We start from the raw sequence: 21,055 nt of genomic DNA on the forward strand, positions 1-21,055 counted from the left end.
GTGTGGCTCAATGCACTTGACAGAGAGAGTACGCTTAAAATCTATCATGGCATCTTTCATGCGTTATCTACAAAGACACCTATCAGTGTCTATACAAATGACAAAGAGTATAGAGATGTATTTCGGCATTCGAAGAAAATTTCTTTATCATCTGAACCAGGAGATACAGATATAATATTTATCACTCATGAGAGTGCATTAAATGAAATTTTGTATACTATAGGTGAAAATACGGATATGCTTAAAAAGCCGATTATCTTTGTTGCAAACTATCAATTTTTAAAGATTTCTGATGAGATAGTAGGGGCATTTTATTGGCGGAAAGGTCGTTCACAGTTATTGTTTATAAAGAAGAGATTGCAACATCATAATATTACCTTGCCTAAAGAGTATCAAAAATTTATGATCGATGAATTATGAAAAGACAATATTTCGATAAATTTATTTTTTTCTTGATGGTACTACTAATTATATTTGCTGTATTTTTACAAATTACAACAGTCAAAAGTACAGAAAAACTTAAACAAGAAGAGATAGAAAAAGCAGAACAATACGCATCCAAAATAGTGAAACTTATACAGCTTCGTACAGATAATAATATAGAATTTGAGCTCACTAACGATCCTCAACTTAGAGAACATATTAATGAATCCCTTCAAGCCTTTTTAACCAAGCAATATCAATATATTTTTGTACTTCAAAAAGATCCAAAAGGGAATTATCGTTTTTTACTTGATGGATCAGTAGAAGAACCTGAGGAGTATAAGACAATCTTTTTTCCGCAAAGTAAACTCTTTGAGAGGGTGTATGAGACACAGAAAATGCAAATTATTGAGCAGCATGAAGGTGTTGAACAGGTTTGGTTATCGTTGGTTTATCCGATCATAAATGACAATAAAACTGAAGCACTTTTAGTGTTGGATCTTTCTGAGTCTTATGGCGAATATCTGAATGATTTTAACTCTCCACTCATGAATGTTGTATGGATGATGCAGATTTTTTTAATTGTAAGTTTACACTTATTGATCTTCTTAGCATATAGATATTATAAAATGCGTAAAGAGCTTATTATTGATAAGTTGACCTCGGTATATAAAAAGCAATATTTACACGAGTTTTTTGATAAAAATAGAATAGAAGACTATAATATCATGCTACTTGATATAGATGAATTTAAAGTGGTCAATCAAAAATTTGGTTATGAGTCTGGTGATACTATACTTAAAGAATTTACACGAACACTTTCATCCACTTTATCTTCTGATACTATAATTGTACGTACAGGAGGTGCAGAATTCTTGATTGTGTCACCTCAAGTTGGGGATAATATAGCAGAAGAAGCACAAAAAATATTTGATGTGTTAAAAGAAAAAAAATATCTTATAGGTAATGAAATACAGTATTTAACTATTTCAATGAGTGCTATGAGCGTTCCTGAAAAAACTACGTCTATACAAAACATAGAGAGATTGTTGGATGAAAAACTTTTGGAAATAAAAAGTAAAGGAAAAAATAATCTAGCTGTCTTGAATACAGTGGAGCTTAGTAAAGTATATTATAACAATATCGATTATATTAAAGAATCATTGGAAGAAGAGCGATTAATATGTCTTTATCAGCCTATATATGAGACGCAAACTAAACAAATTGTCAAATATGAAGCGTTGGTAAGACTTGTTGACAAGGAAGATCCAGAAAAACTTATTGAACCTTTTCATTTTATGAAATTAGTCAAAGGGACAAGCCAATATATTAAAATGAGCAAGTTGGTCTTTCGTGAAGTATTTGGAACATTACAGAGATTTAAGGATGTAGAAATCAGTGTGAATGTAGACCTTGATGATCTAGATAATGCTGACATGATGAAACTTATTACACAAACTTTATATGAAAACAGAGATATTGCAAATAGATTGACTTTTGAAATCCTTGAAGAGCATGAGGTGAAGGATTATGGTAAGGTTATGTTCTATTTACAACAGCTAAAAGCATATGGTTCAAAAGTAGCGCTTGATGATTTTGGAAGTGGCTATGCGAGTTATAGTTATTTAATAAAGTTGAATATAGATATTTTAAAAATTGATGGAAGCATTATCAAAGAATTGAAGAATTCACCTGATCATGCTAAAACGGTTATAAGATCAATTAGGGAATTGGCTGCTTCTTTTCAATACGAATTGGTCGCTGAATTTGTTTCTGACGAAGCTATCTATAATATTATCAAAGATCTGGGTGTTCAATATGCACAAGGATATTATCTGGGAGAACCGAAACCCATTGAATGGTATATAGATAAAAACAAATAAGAGCATACACTATTAAAACTATTTTGCTATAATTATTGACTTTTACGAAAATAAATAATTTGGATAAACATGAGTAGATTATATGCAGATATTGACGATACAACATCATTACTCAATGTGAATAAGGACTAACAGGTGTTAAGTGCTGTTGAGAGAAAAATAGAACAATTTATAGCTGATCTGAATGATAAAGAGATAAGTGGACTTTATGCTCAACTTCCTCACGGTAAAAGATTACGTGCAAAACTTATTTTGAAAATTGCAGGGAATAGTCTTTTGGTAGTAAAAACTGCTGCTATTGTAGAGATGATACATGCTGCAAGTCTTTTACACGATGATGTCATAGATGATGCGTATACCAGACGTGCAAAACCTTCTCTCAATGCACTTTATGGCAATAAAACAGCCATTATGCTTGGAGATATCCTTTATTCAAAAGGTTTTTTAGAGTTAAATAATATTAGTCCGGATGTGGCTAAAATGATCTCAAATGCTGTTGTAGAACTCAGCCTTGGAGAACTTAAAGATGTTTCACTTTCCCAAACATTTAACCTCGATAAAGAAGTATATCTTGAGATGATATACCAAAAAACAGCGTCACTTATGGAAGCGAGTGCGGGAGCAGCAGCATTGTTGGCAGGTAAGTCAAAAGAGGCTTATATGACATACGGTAGAAATTTGGGTATCGCATTTCAAATGATAGACGACCTGCTTGATATCACAGCAGATGCAGCAACATTGGGTAAACCTGCATTGCATGATTTTGAAGAAGGAAAAACGACACTGCCATACATCTATCTTTATGAAGTGTTGGATAGAGAAGAAAAAGAGAAATTAAGATCCATGCATGCAAAAAATCTCTCTGAAAAAGAACAACTTTGGATCAAAATGAAGATGCGAGAACATCAAGTGATCCAAAAAAGTTATGAAGAAGCCAAAGTATTGATAGTAGAAGCAATAGCATTGATGAATGACAGAGGTGAGGATGCACTCTCAAGTATTGCTATGCAGATGATTGAAAGGGACTTTTAATGTATTACCAAGTAATGAGTTTTTCACATAAAAATTGTGATCAAGGCATGAGAGAGAAGTTGGCTTTTGCCAATGATGAAGAAAAAATCGAAATGCTGAATCAGCTGGTTGAGTTTGATTTTATTCATGAAGCATTTATCGTATCTACTTGTAACCGTGTTGAAATCGTTTTGGCAACACGCGACAACTTTTCAAGTTATCATACGATCCTGGGGCTTATGAGTCAAAAAAGTGTATTGAATTTTTATGAGGTCAAAAGTACAGGGGTACGATATGATGATGAAGAGGCTGTACAACATATTTTTGCTGTGGTCTCTTCATTGGATTCTCTGGTTGTAGGTGAGTCGCAGATCACAGGACAGGTAAAGGAGGCGTTCATGCTTTCTCATAGAAATGGAACTGCCGGACGTAAACTTAACCGTATTATCTCTTATGCAGTAAAATGTGCAGCCGAAGTACGTAATGCTACTAATATCTCCCAAAATCCTATCTCCATAGCTTCTGTTGCTGTAGCACAAGCACATAACCTTTTAGGTGATAATATGGCCGGTATGACTGCAGTGGTGATCGGCGCAGGTGAAATGGGTGTACTCGCAACGAAACACTTGTTAAGAGCAGGGTGTGATGTAGTCATGCTCGGAAGAGATCAGGAGAAGGTGGAACTGATAGCCAATGCTTTAGGTGAGAATGTAAAAGCAGCTCCAATGGAAAAACTTCAAAAGTATGTGAATCGGTATCGATTGCTTTTTTCAGCAACTTCAGCAAGAGAACCTATCGTAACAAGAGATCTTATAGAAAATGAAACGCTTCCAAGACTTTGGTTTGATATGGCAATACCTAGAGATATCGAAGAGATGGATGTAGATAAATTACAGATCTTTCGTATTGATGATCTTCGTACCATTTCCCAGGATAATCATGCTTTACGTGAAGAGCAAGCTGTAAGAGCTACAGAAATTGTAGAGAGGTATACAGACGAATTTTATGCTTGGCTCAGGGCACTCTCTATAGAACCGGTGATCAAAGAGATGAGAGAACAGGTCAATGAAGCCATAGATGCGGAGATGCAACGGGCGATCAGAAAAGGCTTTGTCCCTGCTGATGCTGAAGAGAATATGCGTAAAATGGCAGAGCAGATGTTTAAACGTTTTTTACATGAACCAACACAAAACCTCAGACAATCTTCTGCAGAGAAGAAAAATGCAAACTGCATCGAATCAATAAAAAAAATATTCAATGTCGATACAGAGAATATTGATCTAAAACAGTATAAAAATGACCACCATACAAAAGGATACAGCGCGTGAGATTTTCAAGATTATTAATCCCTACAACCAAAGAGACACCTAATGATGCAACATTGGCAAGTCATATTTACCTTATACGAGGCGGATTTATACAGTCAGTAGGCGGAAGTGGACTCTACAATTTTTTACCATTAGGTAAAAAGATACTTGATAAAGTACATGCAGTAGTGAAAGAGGAATTAGACAAAGCAGGATGTCAAGAGGTGAGTCTTGCTTTTGTTACCCCAGCAGCACTTTGGGAAGAGAGTGGCCGTTTAGAGAAGTATGGTAAAGAGTTATTGCGCTTTAAAGACCGTAAGAACAATGATTTCATTTTGGGACCAACACATGAAGAGATGATGGTAAACCTTGTGAGGCAAACGGTTAAAAGTTATAAACAACTCCCTTTAAACGTCTATCAGATCAATCTCAAATTCCGTGACGAGATCAGACCGAGGTTTGGTTTGATGCGTGGGCGAGAGTTTTTAATGAAAGATGCCTATAGTTTCCATGCTTCTACAGAAGATATGCAAAGAGAATTTGCATTGATGGAAGAGACGTATAAAAAAATATTTACACGTCTTGGGTTGGAATTTAGAGTCGTAGATGCAGACTCTGGTGCGATCGGTGGATCTGGAAGTAAAGAATTTATGGTACTGGCTGACAGTGGTGAAGATACGATAGTGGTGTGTGATGATTGTGAATACGGTGCAAACATAGAAGCTGCTGTAGCAAAAGCGAAAACCTATGATGCCTCTACGGAGATCAAAGTGATCACGATGAAAGCACTTTATGATGAAGGTGAAACGAAGATAGTACATTTTGCCTTACCTGCATCTATAGAACTTCAGGATGTAAAAGCTTGTAATGCGGTCAATGCCAATGATCTTGTGGAACATGAAGAGACGGACACGATAGAAACAATGGTTGTCGACAGTGCTTTGGAAGGTGTAGACAGTCTTGCAGCAGAAGAAAAATCATATGCTGATATATCAGCTGTTCAAGAGGGAGACTCTTGTGCTACTTGTGGTGGTGCATTGCGTTATACCAAAGGTATAGAAGCAGGGCATATATTCCAGCTGGGAACACAATACTCTGAACCATTAGCGGCAAATTTCTTAGATGAAAATGGAAAATCACAACCGATGGTCATGGGAACCTATGGTATAGGGGTGAGCCGTTTACTTGCCGCCATTATTGAGCAAAATCATGATGATAAAGGGTGCATCTGGACGAAAGAATCTGCACCGTTCGATCTACAGATCATTGTTTCAAATATCAAAGATGAGGCGCAGATAGCTTTAGGTGAAAAGCTTTATGAAGCCATGTTGGCTAAAGGAGTGGATGTGCTGCTTGATGAACGAAAAGACAGGTTTGGTGCCAAGATGAAAGATTATGAACTCATTGGTGTACCTTATGCTGTGGTCATCGGTAAAAAACTTACAGATGGAATTGTAGAGTTTATGACAAGAGATGGTATGGTAAAAGAAGAAGTCTCTGTTGAAACCATAGCAGATCTATTGTCAGAAAGATTTTAAATGATTTTTTTAATTATACCTTTTGCCCTTCTCGAACTTTATCTCTCATTAAAAACAGGGGAGAGTATTGGTTTTTTATGGTCAGTAATATGGATCATACTTAGTTTTGCCCTGGGTATGATGTTGTTGCAAAAGTCTTCGCAAACCATGGTAGGGAATATGCAGTCAATGAGACAAGGTAAACTTGATCTGAGAAGATTCCAAAATGTAAGCATGGCTTATTTTATCGGTGCGATACTTCTTATTATTCCAGGGGTATTTAGCGACTTTTTAGGAATAATTGCACTTTTCTATACGCTTTATTTACAATTTATTGTTAAAATAACGCCTGAACAAACAACTCATTTTACAAAACAAGGAGATGATAATGTCATTGATGTCGAAATTATTGATGAGCACAGTCGCAGCGACCGTAGCTCTTAGTGCAAATGCACAGCCTGATACTAAAAAATTACTTAGATATGTTAAAAAATCTGTGGTTAAGAACCCAGAGGTAAAAGTAAAAGGTGTGACGATCATTGAGTCTAAAACACATGAGAAATTACCTGGATGGACGATCTTGTTAACGACTATGGACCTAGAGTATCAGAAAAAAGAGATACATGCACCTGAAACGATGTTCGTGAAAGATGGACTTATTACAGGACATTTAGTGGATCTAAAAACAGGTAATGATTACCGTGATAATATTAAGCCTAGTGTACCTGAGAGTTATTATAATGATGCTCATTTGCTTTTTGGTAACAAAGATGCAGAGCATAAGATACTTATCTTCTCTGACCCTCAATGTCCATTCTGTCAAGATGTAGTACCGGAGATCTTTAAAGCAGGAAAAGAGAACCCTACAAAAATTGCAGTCTATTATTATCATTTGCCATTGCTTCGAATACACCCTGTTTCAGATGTTTTGACACGTGTAATGCATGTTGCACAACATGAAGGGAAGATGGATGTAGTTGAAAAGATCTATTCATTAAAGATCAATCCCAGAGAGACTGATATGACTAAAATACTTGCTGCCGTAAAATCACATGCAGGCTATAGTGTTACCGCTGCACAAGTGAATGCAAAAGAGGTAAGAGAAGCGATGAAAGCAGATGAAATTGCTGCAGGTAAAATGATGGTTTCTGGTACACCTACTATATATATAGATGGTGAGTGGGATAAGATGCGTAATGGGTATGAAAAGCTCATAAAATAACATCTTCATACAAGGTAAACAGTGGAAAAATTAATTATCGCAACCAGAGCAAGTAATCTTGCTCTTTGGCAGGCATATCACATTAAAGATAGAATCGAAACATCGTTTCCAGAGATCACAGTAGAACTCAATGAAATTACTTCTAAAGGTGACAAGATACTTGACAAACCACTTGCACTTATAGGGGGGAAAGGGCACTTTACAAAAGAGCTTGAAGATGAGATGCTTGAAGGGAATGCAGACTTGGCAGTGCATTCACTTAAAGATGTCCCTACTTATATTCCAGAGGGGTTAGAACTGTGTGCCATAACGACACGACAGGATCAGAGTGATGTACTGCTTTCACACACCTATAAAAGTTTAGATGAACTTCCCCAGGGGGCAGTGATAGGAACAACAAGTCTTAGAAGACGTATGCAGCTTCTTGAAAAGCGTCCAGACCTGAAAGTAAAAGAACTTAGAGGAAATGTAAATACTAGACTTAGAAAGCTCAAAGAAGGGCAATATGATGCGATCATACTTGCTTATATCGGACTTCATAGACTTGACCTGTTGAAAGATATTCCATTTGTTGAAAAGCTGGATTTTTTCATCCCACCTATGGGGCAGGCTGCTTTGGGTATTGAAATTGTAAGTGCCAATGAAAGAATTCGTGAAATAGCGATGACCTTAAATGATGAAAACTCTTTTATCTGTACAAAGTTAGAACGTGATTTTGTTTCTAAGATAGGAGCAGGTTGTTCAGCGCCTGTGGCGGTAAATGCTGTGATAGATGAAGAGAACATCACTGTAAAAGCGATGCTTGGTTACCCTGATGGGACGAACATTATGCACAAAGAACTTACATCAAAGGTAGGTGAATGTGATACATTAGGTCAAGAATTGGCTGAAGTAATGATAGCTGAGGGTGCCCTGGACATACTTGAAAAAGCAGAAGCTATAGCATTTAAAGATGAAATGCCAGAGAGACTATAGTTCAATCTTTAAGTAGTGTATTAGGATGAGTAAATCACAATGATAGTGTAGTAAAGATAGGCTTTGCCTATTTTACGTTCTGTTAAAAAAAGACTTTTATAAAAGATGCAGTGGCTCCGGCCGCCATCCCTTCGGCCATACCTTCCATTGGAATCTCTCTAATGACTTTAGTAGCTTTTTCCCCCATGATACGATCCATCTGTTTTGACATCTCATACTTTATAAGTTTTTGCAGTCTCAGATTTACTTTTGGATCACCTAATGATCCATATACTTTTCCTGAAAATTCTCTGCTCTGCATTTTAACGTCAAAATAGGTATCAATGGTGTTCTCTTCTGAATTCATGTTTATGCTTGTCAAATAGAGGTGGTTTCTTTTGTTTTTAAGTATTATATCTCCTACGAGAATCCCGTCATGGTAACTTGCATCCAAACGGCTATTGTTAAAGATCTCTCTTTTCAAATTCACAGCAGATTTTTTACGAATAAGTCTGACTAACTTGGTATGTACTATTTTTGCTTTGTCAAGTTCTGCATTGACCACCAAAGTTTCTCGTATAAAGTTGTAATACATATTGCCTGTGACCTCTGCCGTTAAAATAGGAGGGTAAGGGAATATCCTCATGAACTTCTGAAAAGAAATACCTTCTAAGTCTATAAATAAGCCATCTTTTTCAAAAAAATAATTGAGTATTCCTCCATAGGATAGGGAATGACCAGTGATCATCATATGCTTGTTAAAGATCATTTCTCCGGTGGTATAAAATGGACCTAAGTATTTATACCCTAAGAGCGTTTCTAATCGTGATAGGTCTTTTACATCAAGGATATAGCTTGCCCTAGCAAGTTTTTTCGCTTGGTCATACTGTCCTTCTGAAATAGTGAGATTTAAGTAAGGTGAAGTGATATTTGACTGAAAAGTATGTAACATACCATCAATTTCAACTTTTGCGTGTAGATTCAAAGGCAATCCTGAAAGGTTGCTGTCTTTGACTGCATAGACAAATGAACCTTCTCTGTTGTCTTTTTCCATAAATTTAAAGTTGACATCAATATTTGCTTTACCTTTAATCAGTTCATCATAGCCCATGAGTGTAAAAAGTTTTGTGGAATTTACATCTCTCATAAGTATGCTCAGGTTTTCAACTTTATCTGTATATTTGAGAACATGATAGGTAACATTACCATCTAATGCTTCTCCTTCACCTCTTATATACATACGGGAATATGGCCCATTGATATGTCCATTGACATTGATTTTATCATCAATTTTACAAACATCAGTTGCAATACAATCACTAATAAGGTTGTAATCCATATCGAGTGAACTGCTTGTCAGAGTACCTGTAAGTGTGAGTTTTGCTTTTCTTTCAATATTCATCTCAAGAATGATTTGAGGATATTGCTCTAGATTGATAGATGTAAATATGACTTCTAAACCAGATTTTTGACTAAGTTTTTGACTCGCGAGGTCACGTAGGTATTGTTTTCCAGAAGAGGTACCCAAAAAGGTATAAAGTCCTACACTAAGTAACACTAGTGTAAAAAGAAAAAATTTTAAAAAATTAGACATTCCTAGATGAGACCTTATATAGTTTCTTGTGTATGATACCATAGAGTCAATGAATCGGAGACAAATAGTTAAAAGTTAGAAAAATACTCCCATAAATCCTCCGGCAACACCAGATGCAGCATCTTTTGCAGCTTCACCCATTGGCATTTTTTCCATCATCTTACGGTTTCCTTCTCCCACCATAGAATCCATCTGTTTATCCATTTTGTGTCGAATAAGTTTTTGCATATTTAAGTTTACTTTAGGATCATCCACTGATCCATAGACTTTTCCTGTAAATTCTTGATCTTGCATTTTAAAGTCAAAGTATGCATCTATGGTGTTTTTTTCAGTATTGAGTGTTGTGTTTGTGAGATAAAAAGAGCTGTTGTCACTTTCAAGTTTTAAGTCTCCACGTAAAATATCGTTCTGATAAATTGCTTCTAAAGTACTGTAATCAAATTCTTCTACAAGCATATTGACTTGAGATTTCTTATAGATAGTACTTACCATGTCTGAAGGTAAAAATTTTGCATTTTTCAGATTGGTCTTTACGATCATACGTTTTTGTATAAAGTCGTAATTTATCTTACCCGTAGTATCACCATCTAGTAAAATAGGATGAGGGAATAAGGTCATAAAACGTTTAAATGATACTTCCGTTAGGTCTATGTTCAACTTGTCTTTTTCATAGACAAAATCAAGTATTCCTCCAAAGGTTTTTGAAACGCCTTGTAGTTTTAAATGTTTGGTGTGGGTTGCTTCACCCATAGCGTATAAGGGACCATGGTATCTGAAACCCAACAGTTCTTCAAATTCGGTCAAGTCTTTCACGTCAATGACATAAAAAGCAGTTGTCAGATTTGCATCTGCATCACGTGAGCCTTCTGAAATATTTATCTTAGCATTCGCCAGAGTCATATCAGCAGCAAAAGTTTGTTTTGCATTATCTACATTTATCTGTGCTTTCATAGTGAAAGGAAGCTTGGAAAGTGTACCTTTTTTAAAGGTATAAACGAGATTTCCTTTCTTGCTTTTTTCACCTAAATATTCAAAATCCGCTTCTATATCTGATCTTCCGTGTGGAAAGGTTGTCTGACCAAGAAGTGTGGAGAGTTTTAATGCGTGAATATTTTTCATAGAAAGTGTCAAGTTCTCTACTTTATCATCTACCTTAGTTCCATCATAAGTAACAGTGCCATTCAGTGCTTTTCCTTTCCCGCTAATGTGTAACTGAGAAAAAGGCCCATTAAGGTGACCTGATATGTTGACATCATCTTCTATCGTACAGATATGACTAGGAAATCTAGCAGTGTTGAGTGCATAGTCCATATTGACCCAATTGTCATTGAACAAACCATTAAGTCGAACGTTATAATGGGTGTTAAATGTCCCATTAAATCGAAGGTAGGTATCTTGTACCGCATTTTGCATCTGTGCAGCATCATCTAGACTCGCAAGATATGTTTTTCCTGCCAATTTATATTTTTTTGTTTTTAAATCAATGGTTGTATCAATGGATTTTTTTGTAAGATTTATCTTGGCATCACGTAATCGTAAATGATTTTCTGAGTTTGCAAAACGTATAGCACCAGTTAAAGTATCATCTTTATATACGATATCCACATGACTGTTATCAAACACTTCCTGAGTCAGATCAATACCAGACTTTGCAGAGAGTGTATGGAGAAGTTCTGAAGGTAAAAATTTTGCATTTTTAAGCTCGGTTTTCACTTTTGTCGTTTTTGTCAGGAAGTCATATTGCATTCTTCCTGTTAGATTGGTATCAAGAATTGGCGTATAAGAGAGACGTTCCATGATATTTTGGGAAGGGACATTCTCTAAATCAATTTTTAATGCATTTTCCTCATATAAAAAGTCAAGCAGACCACCTAAACTTTTAGAAAGTCCTTTCACGATGAAGTGTTTATTATATTCTATCTCACCCATAGCATAAAAAGGACCTGCATACTTCTCTTTAGATAATTTTTCTAGAGCGCCTAAGTCTTTAATGTCCAGTGTGTAAAAAGCATGTGCATATTTTCTCTCTTGATCATAGTGTCCTTCAGTAATGTTGAGTTTTAACCCTGCTGCAGTAACATCCATAGCAATGGTGTGGTTCGTATCTATGACATCTATTCTTGAATGAAGATTGACGAGTAGACCAGAGATGTTCTCGTTCTTGACCTCATATACTATCTTGCCTTTTTTACTCTTTTCTCCTATGTGATCAAAAAGGATGTTGGCATCAGCTTTACCTTTAAAAACAGCAGTTTCTCCAAGAAGTGTAAAAAGTTTACTTGAATTGATATCGTGCATTACAAGTTTCAAATCTTTAAATACATCACTATGTTTTGTCAAGACATAACTGACATTTCCATCAAGTGCTTTTCCTTCTCCTGTGACATGAACATTATGTAGTGGCCCATTCATATGACCCAGGATGTCAATTTCGTCATCTATTGTACAGATATTACTTTGTAGACAATTGCTTGTAATCCTATAGTCGATATCAAGATGATCGTCCGCTATATAACCTTTAAGTTTGAGGTTATATTTTTCTTCAACGATCATATCAGCTTCAAGATAAGGATATTCTTGTAGGCTAATAGACTCAACTTTAACGCTTAATCCAAGCTCTTTGCTAATGGAAGAACCGACGGTATTATATATCTGCTGGTTTCCTAGTGATGTAAAGAAAAAAAATACAAACACAAGTGCAATAAAAATAATAATAAAAATAATATATTTTATAATGGCTGACATAAGTAAAATGACCTTAGTTACTTTTTATTATAATACCATAAAAAGTATATTTACCATAGTCCAGCAGGTAATTTTTATGCTTCTATCGGATATGCTTTTAGATTATAATCGCACTGTATCTATTGTATAAGTTCTTCATCGATCTATTATCTTGTGTAACAGATTTTTGGTTATAATCTTTTCAATAAAAATGCAAAGGTTTGTGAATGCAAGATGTTGTGCAGTGGCTAAAAGATAACGGTAATTTAAAGATAATAGATGAACCACTTGATGTGGAACTTGAGATTCCTCATGTTGCGTATGTAGAAGTAAAGACAGATGACTCTCGTCCAATTCTGTTTACAAATCCGATCAACAGAGCTAAAGGTATAGAGTATGATATGCCCGTACTAATGAACATCTTTGCGAATAAAGAGCTCACTGAAAAGATCTTTGGTAAACATCCTGATGATCTTGCAGAGGGTATTGATGATCTTCTTAAGCTTAAACCGCCTAAAGGGCTTAAAGCAAAATTGGCAATGATCCCTAAACTTTTCTCTCTTAAAAATGTTTTTCCTAAACGTTTGAATTTTAAAGGTGAATGCCAGGAAGTGATCATTTCTAAGGATGAAGTGGATCTAGATAGATTGCCGATACTCAAGACTTGGGAAAAGGATGGTGGGGCTTTCATTACGATGGGACAAGTCTACACAAGAAGTCTTGATGGAGAAATGCAAAACCTAGGTATGTATAGATTGCAACAGTATGATAAAAATAGACTGGGAATGCACTGGCAGATACACAAAGATGCTTCTCACTTTTTTGATCAGTACCAAAAAGCAGGGGAGAAGATGCCTGTTACCGTTGCTATAGGAGGTGATCCACTCTATATCTGGTGTGGACAGGCACCTATGCCTCATGGGATGTTCGAGATGTTGCTTTATGGTTATGTTCGTAACAAAAATGCACAACTTGTGAAGTCCATTACCAATGATATCTATATTCCGCGTGATGTAGATGTGGTGATAGAAGGTTTTGTAGATACGGAACGAATGGAAATAGAAGGGCCTTTTGGTGATCATACAGGTTATTATACACTTAAAGAGCCGTTTCCGGTCATGGATGTAGAGACGATAACGATGAAAAAGCATCCCGTTTTTCAGGCTACAGTGGTTGGGAAACCACCATTGGAAGACAAGTATATGGGCTGGGCAACGGAACGTATCTTCTTACCCATGCTCAAACCAATGGCACCAGATCTCATAGATTATAATATGCCTGAAAATGGTGTATTCCATAACCTTATATTGGCAAAGATGAAAACACTCTATAAAGGGCATGCTCAGCAGTTTATGCATGCATTTTGGGGTGTAGGTCAGATGAGTTTTGTAAAACATGCTCTTTTTGTAGGGGAAGATGCACCTGAACTTGAAGAGAGCAAAGCGTTAACAGCGCATATACTTAATAGACTTGATAAGAGTAAAGTCCTCATTACTCAGGGTATAGTAGATCATCTTGACCACTCTTCATCAGAACAATTTGTTGGCGGAAAACTAGGTGTGGATGCAACAGGGGATGAGGTTGAAGAGGGGGTTGAAAAATTACTTTCAGATAAGGTGCTTCTTAAGAAGATACAAGAGATAAGTGAAAGGGTAGTTGGACTCAAACAATATATGACAGAGACTAAAACACCTGTTTGTGTTATTAGTGTAGATAAGAAAAAGTCTCAACTCAAACTTATCAAAAAGCTTAAAGGCTTAAATAAACATATTAAACTGCTTATCATCGTAGATCAAGAGAATAATGACTTGAAAGATCCGTACATGCTCATTTGGCGTGTGGTCAACAATATTGATGCGAGTAGAGATATTAAACTCGAGCCATTTATAGCAATAGATGCAACCAATAAAAGTGAAGTAGATGGATATGAAAGAGAGTGGCCTGGCGATACATTCTGTACAAAAGAAGTGCTGGATATGCTTCAGGAAAAAGGACTTATAGATATAGATGAAGCATTTATTAAAAAGTTTGGCTTACTTCCTTTCTAATTTAATTTTCTTTTAAAGTTACTATGATAAAATTTCCTTGTTAATAAAAATTATCTTTAAGGAAATAACATGTTAGTAACTAAAAAAGCTCCAGATTTCACAGCAACAGCTGTACTTGCAAATGGTCAGATCGTAGACGACTTTAATCTTATGGAAAACCTAGGTGAAAAAGGTGCAGTACTTTTCTTCTATCCACTAGACTTTACATTTGTATGTCCATCAGAAATCATTGCATTCTCACACAGAGCTGCAGAGTTTAGAGAAAGAGGCGTAAATATTATCGGTGTATCTGTAGATAGTCAATTCTCACACTTTGCATGGAGAGAAACTCCAGTAGCTGAAGGTGGTATCGGTAGAGTTGATATGCCACTTGTTGCAGACCTTTCTAAGCAAATCGCTAGAGACTATGATGTTCTTCTTGATGAAGCAGTAGCACTTAGAGGTTCATTCCTTATCGATGCTGATGGTACAGTAAGACACGCAGTGATCAATGACCTTCCACTAGGTAGAAACATTGATGAGATGATCAGAATGGTAGATACTATGTTATTTACAAACGAGCATGGTGAAGTATGTCCTGCTGGTTGGGTAAAAGGTGATGAAGGTATGAAAGCTGACACTGCAGGTGTTGCTGAGTATCTTGCTAAGCACGAAGGCGATCTTTAAGATTACCATATTCTCAAGCCAAGGCTTGAGAATATATAGATGAGTTTATGATCGTAAGCTTATCTATATATTCAAAGGAGAATTCATGACAGATTATGCAACACTGCTCAAAGAGAGTGAACTTAAAGCTACATTTCAACGTATGAATATATTAGAACGTATTGAAGTGCATGGTCATATGTCTATTGATGCCATCTATGAAGAAGTCGTTAAAACACATCCATCTCTTTCTCTTGCAACAGTCTATAAAAATATTATTTTAATGGTAGAGAAGGGCGTACTTGTTGAAGTACCTATTACTGGGAAAAAACCAAAATATGAACTTTCTAAAGAGGATCATATTCATTTGATTTGTACAGAGTGTGGAGAGGTAGAAGATAAAGCAAAAGATACTGTAACGGAAGATCTATTTGTTTCTATAACGCACAAAGAGAACTTTACGTTAAATAAGCAACAGATCAATCTTTATGGTGTATGTGCGTATTGCCAAGAAGCAGAGGCATCGTAAGGTTAGAATTTAAATAGCACTTTATATTTGATCTCATCATGTTTAAGTGCACCAAAATCACGACTATCTACACTATAGGGATTCGTCCCTTCTACAAAATAATCAAAGTTTTCTATTGATTTGACCATTTTTATCATTAATCCATAGTTCGCTTTTTCAAAGACAACAGTATCATTGATCTTAATAGGAGTATCACTCCATACTTTACGGCAAACAACTCTCTGTCCATTTTTATAAAATGGATAAAGAGAGTCACCGGATATTTTATATAGTTGAAGCATTAGAGTACAGGGTAGACTACATCTTCATTTGGTGCGTAAGGTGATTGAGCAACTTTTGTCTCGACCCCTTTGATCTTCCAGAAAATTTCTGCAAATTTGTTTACTTCTGCCAGAAGTTCCATCGCTTTCTCACGTGAAGCATGCTGTTTTGCAGCTCCACCTAACATCATGATATTGTGTGCGACAGTATGGATGTCTGGATTAACAGCAAGATGTGGAGGTTTAATGAAATCACCCCAGATGATGGCTATCTCATTTTTACATTTAATAGCCTCAGTTTCTTTAACAGCAACATATCTTGCCATATCATTGTGGTAAGCTAGTTCATCAGACTTATCTGCTGCATTCATAAGATCTATCATTCTGATGACTGAAAGTGCTGCGATCTGTGCTGCACTTGGATCGTATATTCCACAAGGCACATCACAATGTGCTTTTACTTCTTTTAAGTTAAACATTTTATATCCTTTTATGTTATTTGATTTTATGGCGCATACTGCCAACTTAGACTACGATGGATAATCTAAATTGGCACTACTTGCTCCTCGTTGTTTTAATAATCTTATCATCTCCTCTCTTTCGTATAGATAAGCATAACTTAATGCACTATTTTGGTATTTGTCCTTACACTCTATATCAATTTTGCGTTCCAAAAGTGTGGTAACAATAGCAGTATTGTTTTTGTACACAGCATAATGAAGTGCTGGTAACTCGTCGGTGACATACTGCTTGGTGTCATATCCTAAAGTAAGGAGTGTCTCAACAATGTTTGGTTTTTCATGGAAGATGGCCCAAAAGAGGGCACTACGACTTTTGGCATCTTTTATGTGTATATCAAATGACTCTTCTTTAAGTGCGACAATATGTTGATCTAAACCTAAAGTAATCAGTTCAAAAAGAAGACACCACCCTTCATTGGATTGGTAATTAATATCAGCACCATTGAGTAGTAGCTGTTTTAGTGTTGAGAGATCGTTAGCATGAAGAATAAGTTCAGATGAAAGTGCATCTTGCAGTGTATTACATGACATTAGAGACTCCTGAAAGATTATATGTAGCTATGGCTATAGATAAAAAACCAACAGACATAATGCCATAACGCAAGGCATTTGCTGAACGAATCAAGTTTTCATTGATGAGATAGATGACATATCCAAAGAGTAAAAAAACGATACTCACACCCACAATAAATGCCAAAACCATTTCAAGACTGACATTTTGATGTGAGACAATGCTAAGCGTAACAAGCATACCGCGTATTCCACCTGCACCCATAAGCAGTCCAAGAGAGACTAACATACCTTTATCATGTAAGTGTGCATCTTGATAATAGATGTGTGTATGACTATGTGCATGGTGTTCATGGGTGTCAATACGTATTTTATTTGTAAATGCCAGGTAGACAAGATAACATCCCATCAAAAGAATGACTGAAGAGGAGATGACATCCCCATAGGATAAAATGGTTTCATTTGCAAACTCTCCTACTAAGAGTGCCAGTAAATAGAGCATCGTACCATGACCTAAAGCAAATAAAAAGGAGAGCATTAAAGTTTCCTTTTTCTTCTTACCTATAGAGAAAAGTGCAATAGCCGAAAGATGGTCTGGACCTAAGGCATGGAGTATTCCGTAATAGAGAATAATCAGTAATCCATATTCCATTTTCTGATTCCTTAAAATAATATTTATTTATAGATACAAATCTAGTATAGTTATAAAATATAAAACTTTACTTAAGTGAGAAGAAAATAAAAAGGAAGAGAGTAAGAAAGTGTCATCTTACTCTGTGAAGTTATTTAAATAGCGCAGAACCAACGCGTATGAGATTTGAGCCACATTTGATAGCCAATTCATAATCACTGCTCATTCCCATAGAGCAAACAGTGGCACCATCCTTTTGTAGTTTTTCGTAGATACTGTGTGTGGTTTCAAAACTTTGTTGTATCAGTTTTGTATCTTCCGTGTGTGCACCTATGGTCATAACACCTTTAAGATTGATCTGAGAACAAGTATTTTTAATCTGATGGTAGATGTCAATAGCTTCTTCACTGCTTACCCCTGACTTGCTCTCTTCATTGGCTGCATTGATCTGAAGTAGACAGTTCATTGTTGATTCTTTGACCAAGAGTTTTTTGTTGAGTTCTGTTGCCAATTCGATACTGTCAAGTGATTGCATAAGAGAAGGACGAAGATCTATAAGGTTATTGATCTTGTTTTTTTGAAGCGAACCTATCATATGCCACTCAAGCGGAAGTGCATCCAGTGCTTCCATACGCTCTCTAAGCTGTTGCACCTGGTTCTCTCCAAAGGCTCTTTGTCCCAATTCATAGAGTGTAGCAATATTTTCAACTTCCGTATACTTTGCCACTGTGACCAGCTTAACAATGTGATGTTCACTGACTGTTATACGTGCCTGTTCTATGTTCCAGATCACTTCATCGAGGTTCGATCTTAAGTGTTCTTTATCTAATATTGCCATATTAATTACCTCCTAAAAGTCTATTGATGTCATTATACAGTCCAAGCATCATAAGAGAGATTAACATGGCCCAACCTATAATGGTCATATACATCATGGCCTGCTCACTGGCACTCTTACCTGTGACTATCTCATAGAGGTTAAACATGATATGTCCTCCATCCAGTGCAGGAATAGGCAAGAGGTTGAGTACGCCTAAGTTCACGGAAATGAGAGCCGTAAAAAAGAAAAGGGCAAGTATACCTGCAGAACTTGCTTCAGCAGTGACATCTACAATGGTGATGATACCACCAAGTTTATCCGCACCTACAACACCAGTGATCAACTTTTGTACACTCTGCACGATGAGTAGAGACGCTTTTTTGGTCTCTTCCCATGCATAATCAAGTCCATCTAAAAAACCGAAGTAGACAGTTGTTTGCTCTCCTAAGGGACTGATCCCAATGATACGTCTGGTGATCTTTTCTCCAAAGATATTTTGGTCTTCTATGACCTTTGGCGTAAGTTGCAGTGTTACAAGTCGTTGCGCACGCTCTACGATAATGGTAAGGTCACCATTGGTGCCGTTAATATTCTCACCAATATTTTCCCAGTAGAGAATGTTGTTGCCATTAACCTGGATGATCTTGTCTTCTTTGGTTAATCCCGCACTAAATGCAGGTGTGTCTTTTCCTACTTCACCTACATAGGGTAACAGTTTAGGGACACCGATGTTCGCAATAGCAAAATAGAGAAGAAAGGCCAGTAGAAAATTGGCAAAAGGACCAGCCAATAAGATGATGATACGCTGCCATGGCTTTTTTACATTGTAGGAGTCTTCATCATAAGAGATGGCTGTTGGGTCAGAATCATCCTGTCCTTTCATTTTGACATATCCGCCAAGAGGAATGGCTGAAAGGCTCCACTCCGTTTTTCCTATCATTTTAGAGTATAGTTTTTTCCCAAAGCCTATACTAAAGACATCAACCTGCACACCAAAAAATCGTGCTGCAGTAAAGTGTCCAAGTTCATGAAAAAAGATAAGTACCGATAAGACTAAAAGTGCAACTATAATGCCCATAAGATTCCTCTAATATAATATTATGAATTATAGCTAAGTGTTGTAAAAAATCGATAAATCGATCTATATTAAATATATAATCAAAAATTTTGCTAAAATAAGAATATAAGGATAAAAAAAATGAAAGAAAATAGTACTGTAGAAAAAGTGATTCGAAATGTTGAAGATGAAACGTCTGAGTTAATAGATGAAATGATTGAAGAGATAGAAAATGAAGCTTTTGAGATCGTAGAAGATACGATTGAAGAGGTTCAAAAAGAGAGTATAGAAGTAGAGGATTCAGAAGAGATATTGGGTCAAACAGAAAAGAATGTTACAGAAGAGAATATTACAGAAGATGTTGAAGCCTCTGAGGAGGAGGCACCTCTACCTGCGAAAATAAAAAAACATGCAAAAGCACTTCATCTTGTAGAAAAAGCAAAAAAGATCGTTCGAGAGTCCAACGAACGGACACAATCATGCAGGCTTTTACTTGAATCAGACTTGAAAGAGTATGAGGATGCAAATGTACAACTTAAAGAAGGTGGGTTTGATGCCTGTGTTTCTTTAGTAAAAAAGTTAGGTTATCAGTCAGAACATGATCAAGCAGAAGAAGATACAAAGAGAGTTGTTTTTGAAACCAAAGAAGAGTTGAAACCCATTGTCCTAAAAGACATTTCAAGCGGTAAGTTTACAGGCTTTCTATATGCGTTATTTGGAGGGGTTGCTACAGCCATTGGAATGGTTTATCTGGCAACAGAAAAATTAGAGATGACCCTGAATGTTACAAAAATTCCTTCAGAAGATGTAACGCAAAGTATTTTGGCATGGTTCAGTACGATCATTGGTATTCAGGAGAATGTTACTATAGGTGCAGGTGTATTAGGTTCGATCACACTTTTGATCATGATCCTTATATATAAGCTACGCGTAAGTCTGAAATCAAGAAGCAATCTTCACTTTGCCGTGAAACAGTTCGTTGAAGCAGAACTTTACACGGAACAAAAAGCCAACTGCAAACAAGAGATGGATAAAGTAGATGCACACATTAAAGATGCAATAGAGACAATCAAGACATACGAAGTTCTTTTGAATGAACAAAAAGGAAAACTTCAGCGTATTTTATACATAGAAGGTGAAAAAGAAAAGAGTACGGAGTATCATGATAAATCCTATGCAGAGATACGTGACACAAAACTACTTATACGTACGATAAGAGATTTTATGGATACACCTATGTCAGAAGAAGGAAAACTTTCTTCTAAAAGTATACTGCTTTTACAGAACACAAAAGATCAGATTGATAAAGTACTTGAAAGATTTTATTAATAGGTAGTTTTAAGTTATAGGAAAAAAGGACCCGTACACTCTCCGAAGAGAGTGGCGTATTCAAAACGGG

At 36.2% G+C, this 21,055-nt stretch carries 19 protein-coding genes and 1 pseudogene; 12 read left to right on the top strand and 8 right to left on the bottom strand.

Translation table 11 applies throughout. The features are described from left to right. From WBM70_RS03910 to hemC, 8 genes and pseudogenes are all read left to right on the top strand, one after another. Positions 1 to 420 (top strand): annotated as a pseudogene (locus tag WBM70_RS03910) (hypothetical protein); the annotation flags it as partial. Beyond that, the gene (locus tag WBM70_RS03915; RefSeq protein WP_424557199.1) at positions 417 to 2,306 is read left to right on the top strand and encodes an EAL domain-containing protein; all 1,890 of its coding nucleotides are present in this window, start codon (positions 417 to 419) and stop codon (positions 2,304 to 2,306) included. The pseudogene WBM70_RS03910 and the gene WBM70_RS03915, both read left to right, overlap by 4 nt. A gap of 135 nt (positions 2,307 to 2,441) precedes the next feature. After that, positions 2,442 to 3,338 carry a polyprenyl synthetase family protein gene (locus tag WBM70_RS03920; RefSeq protein ID WP_424557200.1) on the top strand — a complete coding sequence of 299 codons (897 nt, stop codon included), beginning with the start codon at positions 2,442 to 2,444 and terminating at the stop codon, positions 3,336 to 3,338. Continuing rightward, entirely contained in the window at positions 3,338 to 4,645 is a 1,308-nt protein-coding gene (gene hemA, locus WBM70_RS03925) for a glutamyl-tRNA reductase (RefSeq protein WP_424557201.1), read from the top strand. The genes WBM70_RS03920 and hemA overlap by 1 nt, the downstream gene beginning before the upstream one ends. Then, the gene (proS, locus tag WBM70_RS03930) at positions 4,642 to 6,162 is read left to right on the top strand and encodes a proline--tRNA ligase (protein ID WP_424557202.1); all 1,521 of its coding nucleotides are present in this window, start codon (positions 4,642 to 4,644) and stop codon (positions 6,160 to 6,162) included. Before hemA ends, proS begins: the two co-directional genes overlap by 4 nt. Continuing rightward, complete coding sequence (locus WBM70_RS03935) at positions 6,163 to 6,585, top strand: FxsA family protein (RefSeq protein ID WP_424557203.1); 423 nt, start codon at positions 6,163 to 6,165, stop codon at positions 6,583 to 6,585. Beyond that, a complete protein-coding gene (locus WBM70_RS03940; protein ID WP_424557204.1) occupies positions 6,530 to 7,363 on the top strand; it encodes a thioredoxin domain-containing protein in 834 nt (277 codons plus the stop codon). The genes WBM70_RS03935 and WBM70_RS03940 overlap by 56 nt, the downstream gene beginning before the upstream one ends. 21 nt (positions 7,364 to 7,384) lie before the next feature. Next, positions 7,385 to 8,338, top strand: coding sequence for a hydroxymethylbilane synthase (gene hemC, locus WBM70_RS03945; RefSeq protein ID WP_424557205.1), 954 nt, complete (start codon positions 7,385 to 7,387; stop codon positions 8,336 to 8,338). A gap of 82 nt (positions 8,339 to 8,420) precedes the next feature. Here hemC and WBM70_RS03950 read toward each other — a convergent pair whose 3' ends face one another. Then, positions 8,421 to 9,911 carry a hypothetical protein gene (locus WBM70_RS03950; RefSeq protein ID WP_424557206.1) on the bottom strand — a complete coding sequence of 497 codons (1,491 nt, stop codon included), beginning with the start codon at positions 9,909 to 9,911 and terminating at the stop codon, positions 8,421 to 8,423. Positions 9,912 to 9,986: 75 nt separating this feature from the next. Then, a complete protein-coding gene (locus WBM70_RS03955; protein ID WP_424557207.1) occupies positions 9,987 to 12,656 on the bottom strand; it encodes a hypothetical protein in 2,670 nt (889 codons plus the stop codon). 206 nt (positions 12,657 to 12,862) lie between these two features. Here WBM70_RS03955 and WBM70_RS03960 point away from each other — a divergent pair, with 206 nt between their 5' ends. From WBM70_RS03960 to WBM70_RS03970, 3 genes are all read left to right on the top strand, one after another. Then, positions 12,863 to 14,683, top strand: a complete 1,821-nt coding sequence (locus WBM70_RS03960) for a menaquinone biosynthesis decarboxylase (RefSeq protein WP_424557208.1) — start codon at positions 12,863 to 12,865, stop codon at positions 14,681 to 14,683. Positions 14,684 to 14,752: 69 nt separating this feature from the next. Continuing rightward, positions 14,753 to 15,349 (top strand): peroxiredoxin, encoded by a 597-nt coding sequence (locus WBM70_RS03965; RefSeq protein ID WP_424557209.1) that lies wholly within the window; start codon positions 14,753 to 14,755, stop codon positions 15,347 to 15,349. An 85-nt stretch (positions 15,350 to 15,434) separates the two neighbouring features. Continuing rightward, complete coding sequence (locus tag WBM70_RS03970) at positions 15,435 to 15,857, top strand: Fur family transcriptional regulator (RefSeq protein WP_424557210.1); 423 nt, start codon at positions 15,435 to 15,437, stop codon at positions 15,855 to 15,857. Positions 15,858 to 15,859: 2 nt separating this feature from the next. Here WBM70_RS03970 and WBM70_RS03975 read toward each other — a convergent pair whose 3' ends face one another. The 6 genes from WBM70_RS03975 to rseP all read right to left on the bottom strand — a co-directional run bounded on the left by WBM70_RS03975 (position 15,860) and on the right by rseP (position 19,677). Next, the gene (locus WBM70_RS03975) at positions 15,860 to 16,138 is read right to left on the bottom strand and encodes a S24/S26 family peptidase (protein WP_424557211.1); all 279 of its coding nucleotides are present in this window, start codon (positions 16,136 to 16,138) and stop codon (positions 15,860 to 15,862) included. Beyond that, the gene (gene sodN / locus WBM70_RS03980) at positions 16,138 to 16,596 is read right to left on the bottom strand and encodes a superoxide dismutase, Ni (RefSeq protein WP_424557212.1); all 459 of its coding nucleotides are present in this window, start codon (positions 16,594 to 16,596) and stop codon (positions 16,138 to 16,140) included. Before sodN ends, WBM70_RS03975 begins: the two co-directional genes overlap by 1 nt. 51 nt (positions 16,597 to 16,647) lie before the next feature. Beyond that, positions 16,648 to 17,169 (bottom strand): ankyrin repeat domain-containing protein, encoded by a 522-nt coding sequence (locus WBM70_RS03985; RefSeq protein ID WP_424557213.1) that lies wholly within the window; start codon positions 17,167 to 17,169, stop codon positions 16,648 to 16,650. Then, a complete protein-coding gene (locus WBM70_RS03990; protein WP_424557214.1) occupies positions 17,159 to 17,800 on the bottom strand; it encodes a hypothetical protein in 642 nt (213 codons plus the stop codon). Before WBM70_RS03990 ends, WBM70_RS03985 begins: the two co-directional genes overlap by 11 nt. 130 nt (positions 17,801 to 17,930) lie before the next feature. Then, the gene (locus tag WBM70_RS03995) at positions 17,931 to 18,617 is read right to left on the bottom strand and encodes a YggS family pyridoxal phosphate-dependent enzyme (protein ID WP_424557215.1); all 687 of its coding nucleotides are present in this window, start codon (positions 18,615 to 18,617) and stop codon (positions 17,931 to 17,933) included. A gap of 1 nt (position 18,618) precedes the next feature. Next, positions 18,619 to 19,677 (bottom strand): RIP metalloprotease RseP, encoded by a 1,059-nt coding sequence (rseP, locus tag WBM70_RS04000; protein WP_424557216.1) that lies wholly within the window; start codon positions 19,675 to 19,677, stop codon positions 18,619 to 18,621. Between the two features lie 120 nt (positions 19,678 to 19,797). Between rseP and WBM70_RS04005 the strand changes: the two genes are divergently transcribed. Continuing rightward, positions 19,798 to 20,985: a hypothetical protein gene (locus WBM70_RS04005; RefSeq protein WP_424557217.1), complete on the top strand. Its 1,188-nt coding sequence runs from the start codon at positions 19,798 to 19,800 to the stop codon at positions 20,983 to 20,985. Positions 20,986 to 21,055 lie beyond the last annotated feature (70 nt).

Origin of the sequence: Sulfurovum sp., assembly GCF_049668085.1 — a bacterium.
Lineage (GTDB): Bacteria > Campylobacterota > Campylobacteria > Campylobacterales > Sulfurovaceae > Sulfurovum.

Bases quoted from the DNA above. Each gene is read 5' to 3' on its own strand.
- WBM70_RS03935 (WP_424557203.1), top strand. From the start codon at position 6,163: ATGATTTTTTTAATTATACCTTTTGCCCTTCTCGAACTTTATCTCTCA.
- WBM70_RS03950 (WP_424557206.1), bottom strand. From the start codon at position 9,911: ATGTCTAATTTTTTAAAATTTTTTCTTTTTACACTAGTGTTACTTAGT.
- WBM70_RS03915 (WP_424557199.1), top strand. From the start codon at position 417: ATGAAAAGACAATATTTCGATAAATTTATTTTTTTCTTGATGGTACTA.
- WBM70_RS03985 (WP_424557213.1), bottom strand. From the start codon at position 17,169: ATGTCATGTAATACACTGCAAGATGCACTTTCATCTGAACTTATTCTT.
- rseP (WP_424557216.1), bottom strand. From the start codon at position 19,677: ATGGGCATTATAGTTGCACTTTTAGTCTTATCGGTACTTATCTTTTTT.
- WBM70_RS03970 (WP_424557210.1), top strand. From the start codon at position 15,435: ATGACAGATTATGCAACACTGCTCAAAGAGAGTGAACTTAAAGCTACA.
- sodN (WP_424557212.1), bottom strand. From the start codon at position 16,596: ATGTTTAACTTAAAAGAAGTAAAAGCACATTGTGATGTGCCTTGTGGA.
- WBM70_RS03965 (WP_424557209.1), top strand. From the start codon at position 14,753: ATGTTAGTAACTAAAAAAGCTCCAGATTTCACAGCAACAGCTGTACTT.
- hemA (WP_424557201.1), top strand. From the start codon at position 3,338: ATGTATTACCAAGTAATGAGTTTTTCACATAAAAATTGTGATCAAGGC.
- WBM70_RS03975 (WP_424557211.1), bottom strand. From the start codon at position 16,138: ATGCTTCAACTATATAAAATATCCGGTGACTCTCTTTATCCATTTTAT.
- WBM70_RS03955 (WP_424557207.1), bottom strand. From the start codon at position 12,656: ATGTCAGCCATTATAAAATATATTATTTTTATTATTATTTTTATTGCA.
- WBM70_RS03995 (WP_424557215.1), bottom strand. From the start codon at position 18,617: ATGGCAATATTAGATAAAGAACACTTAAGATCGAACCTCGATGAAGTG.
- WBM70_RS04005 (WP_424557217.1), top strand. From the start codon at position 19,798: ATGAAAGAAAATAGTACTGTAGAAAAAGTGATTCGAAATGTTGAAGAT.
- WBM70_RS03940 (WP_424557204.1), top strand. From the start codon at position 6,530: ATGTCATTGATGTCGAAATTATTGATGAGCACAGTCGCAGCGACCGTA.
- WBM70_RS03960 (WP_424557208.1), top strand. From the start codon at position 12,863: ATGCAAGATGTTGTGCAGTGGCTAAAAGATAACGGTAATTTAAAGATA.
- WBM70_RS03990 (WP_424557214.1), bottom strand. From the start codon at position 17,800: ATGGAATATGGATTACTGATTATTCTCTATTACGGAATACTCCATGCC.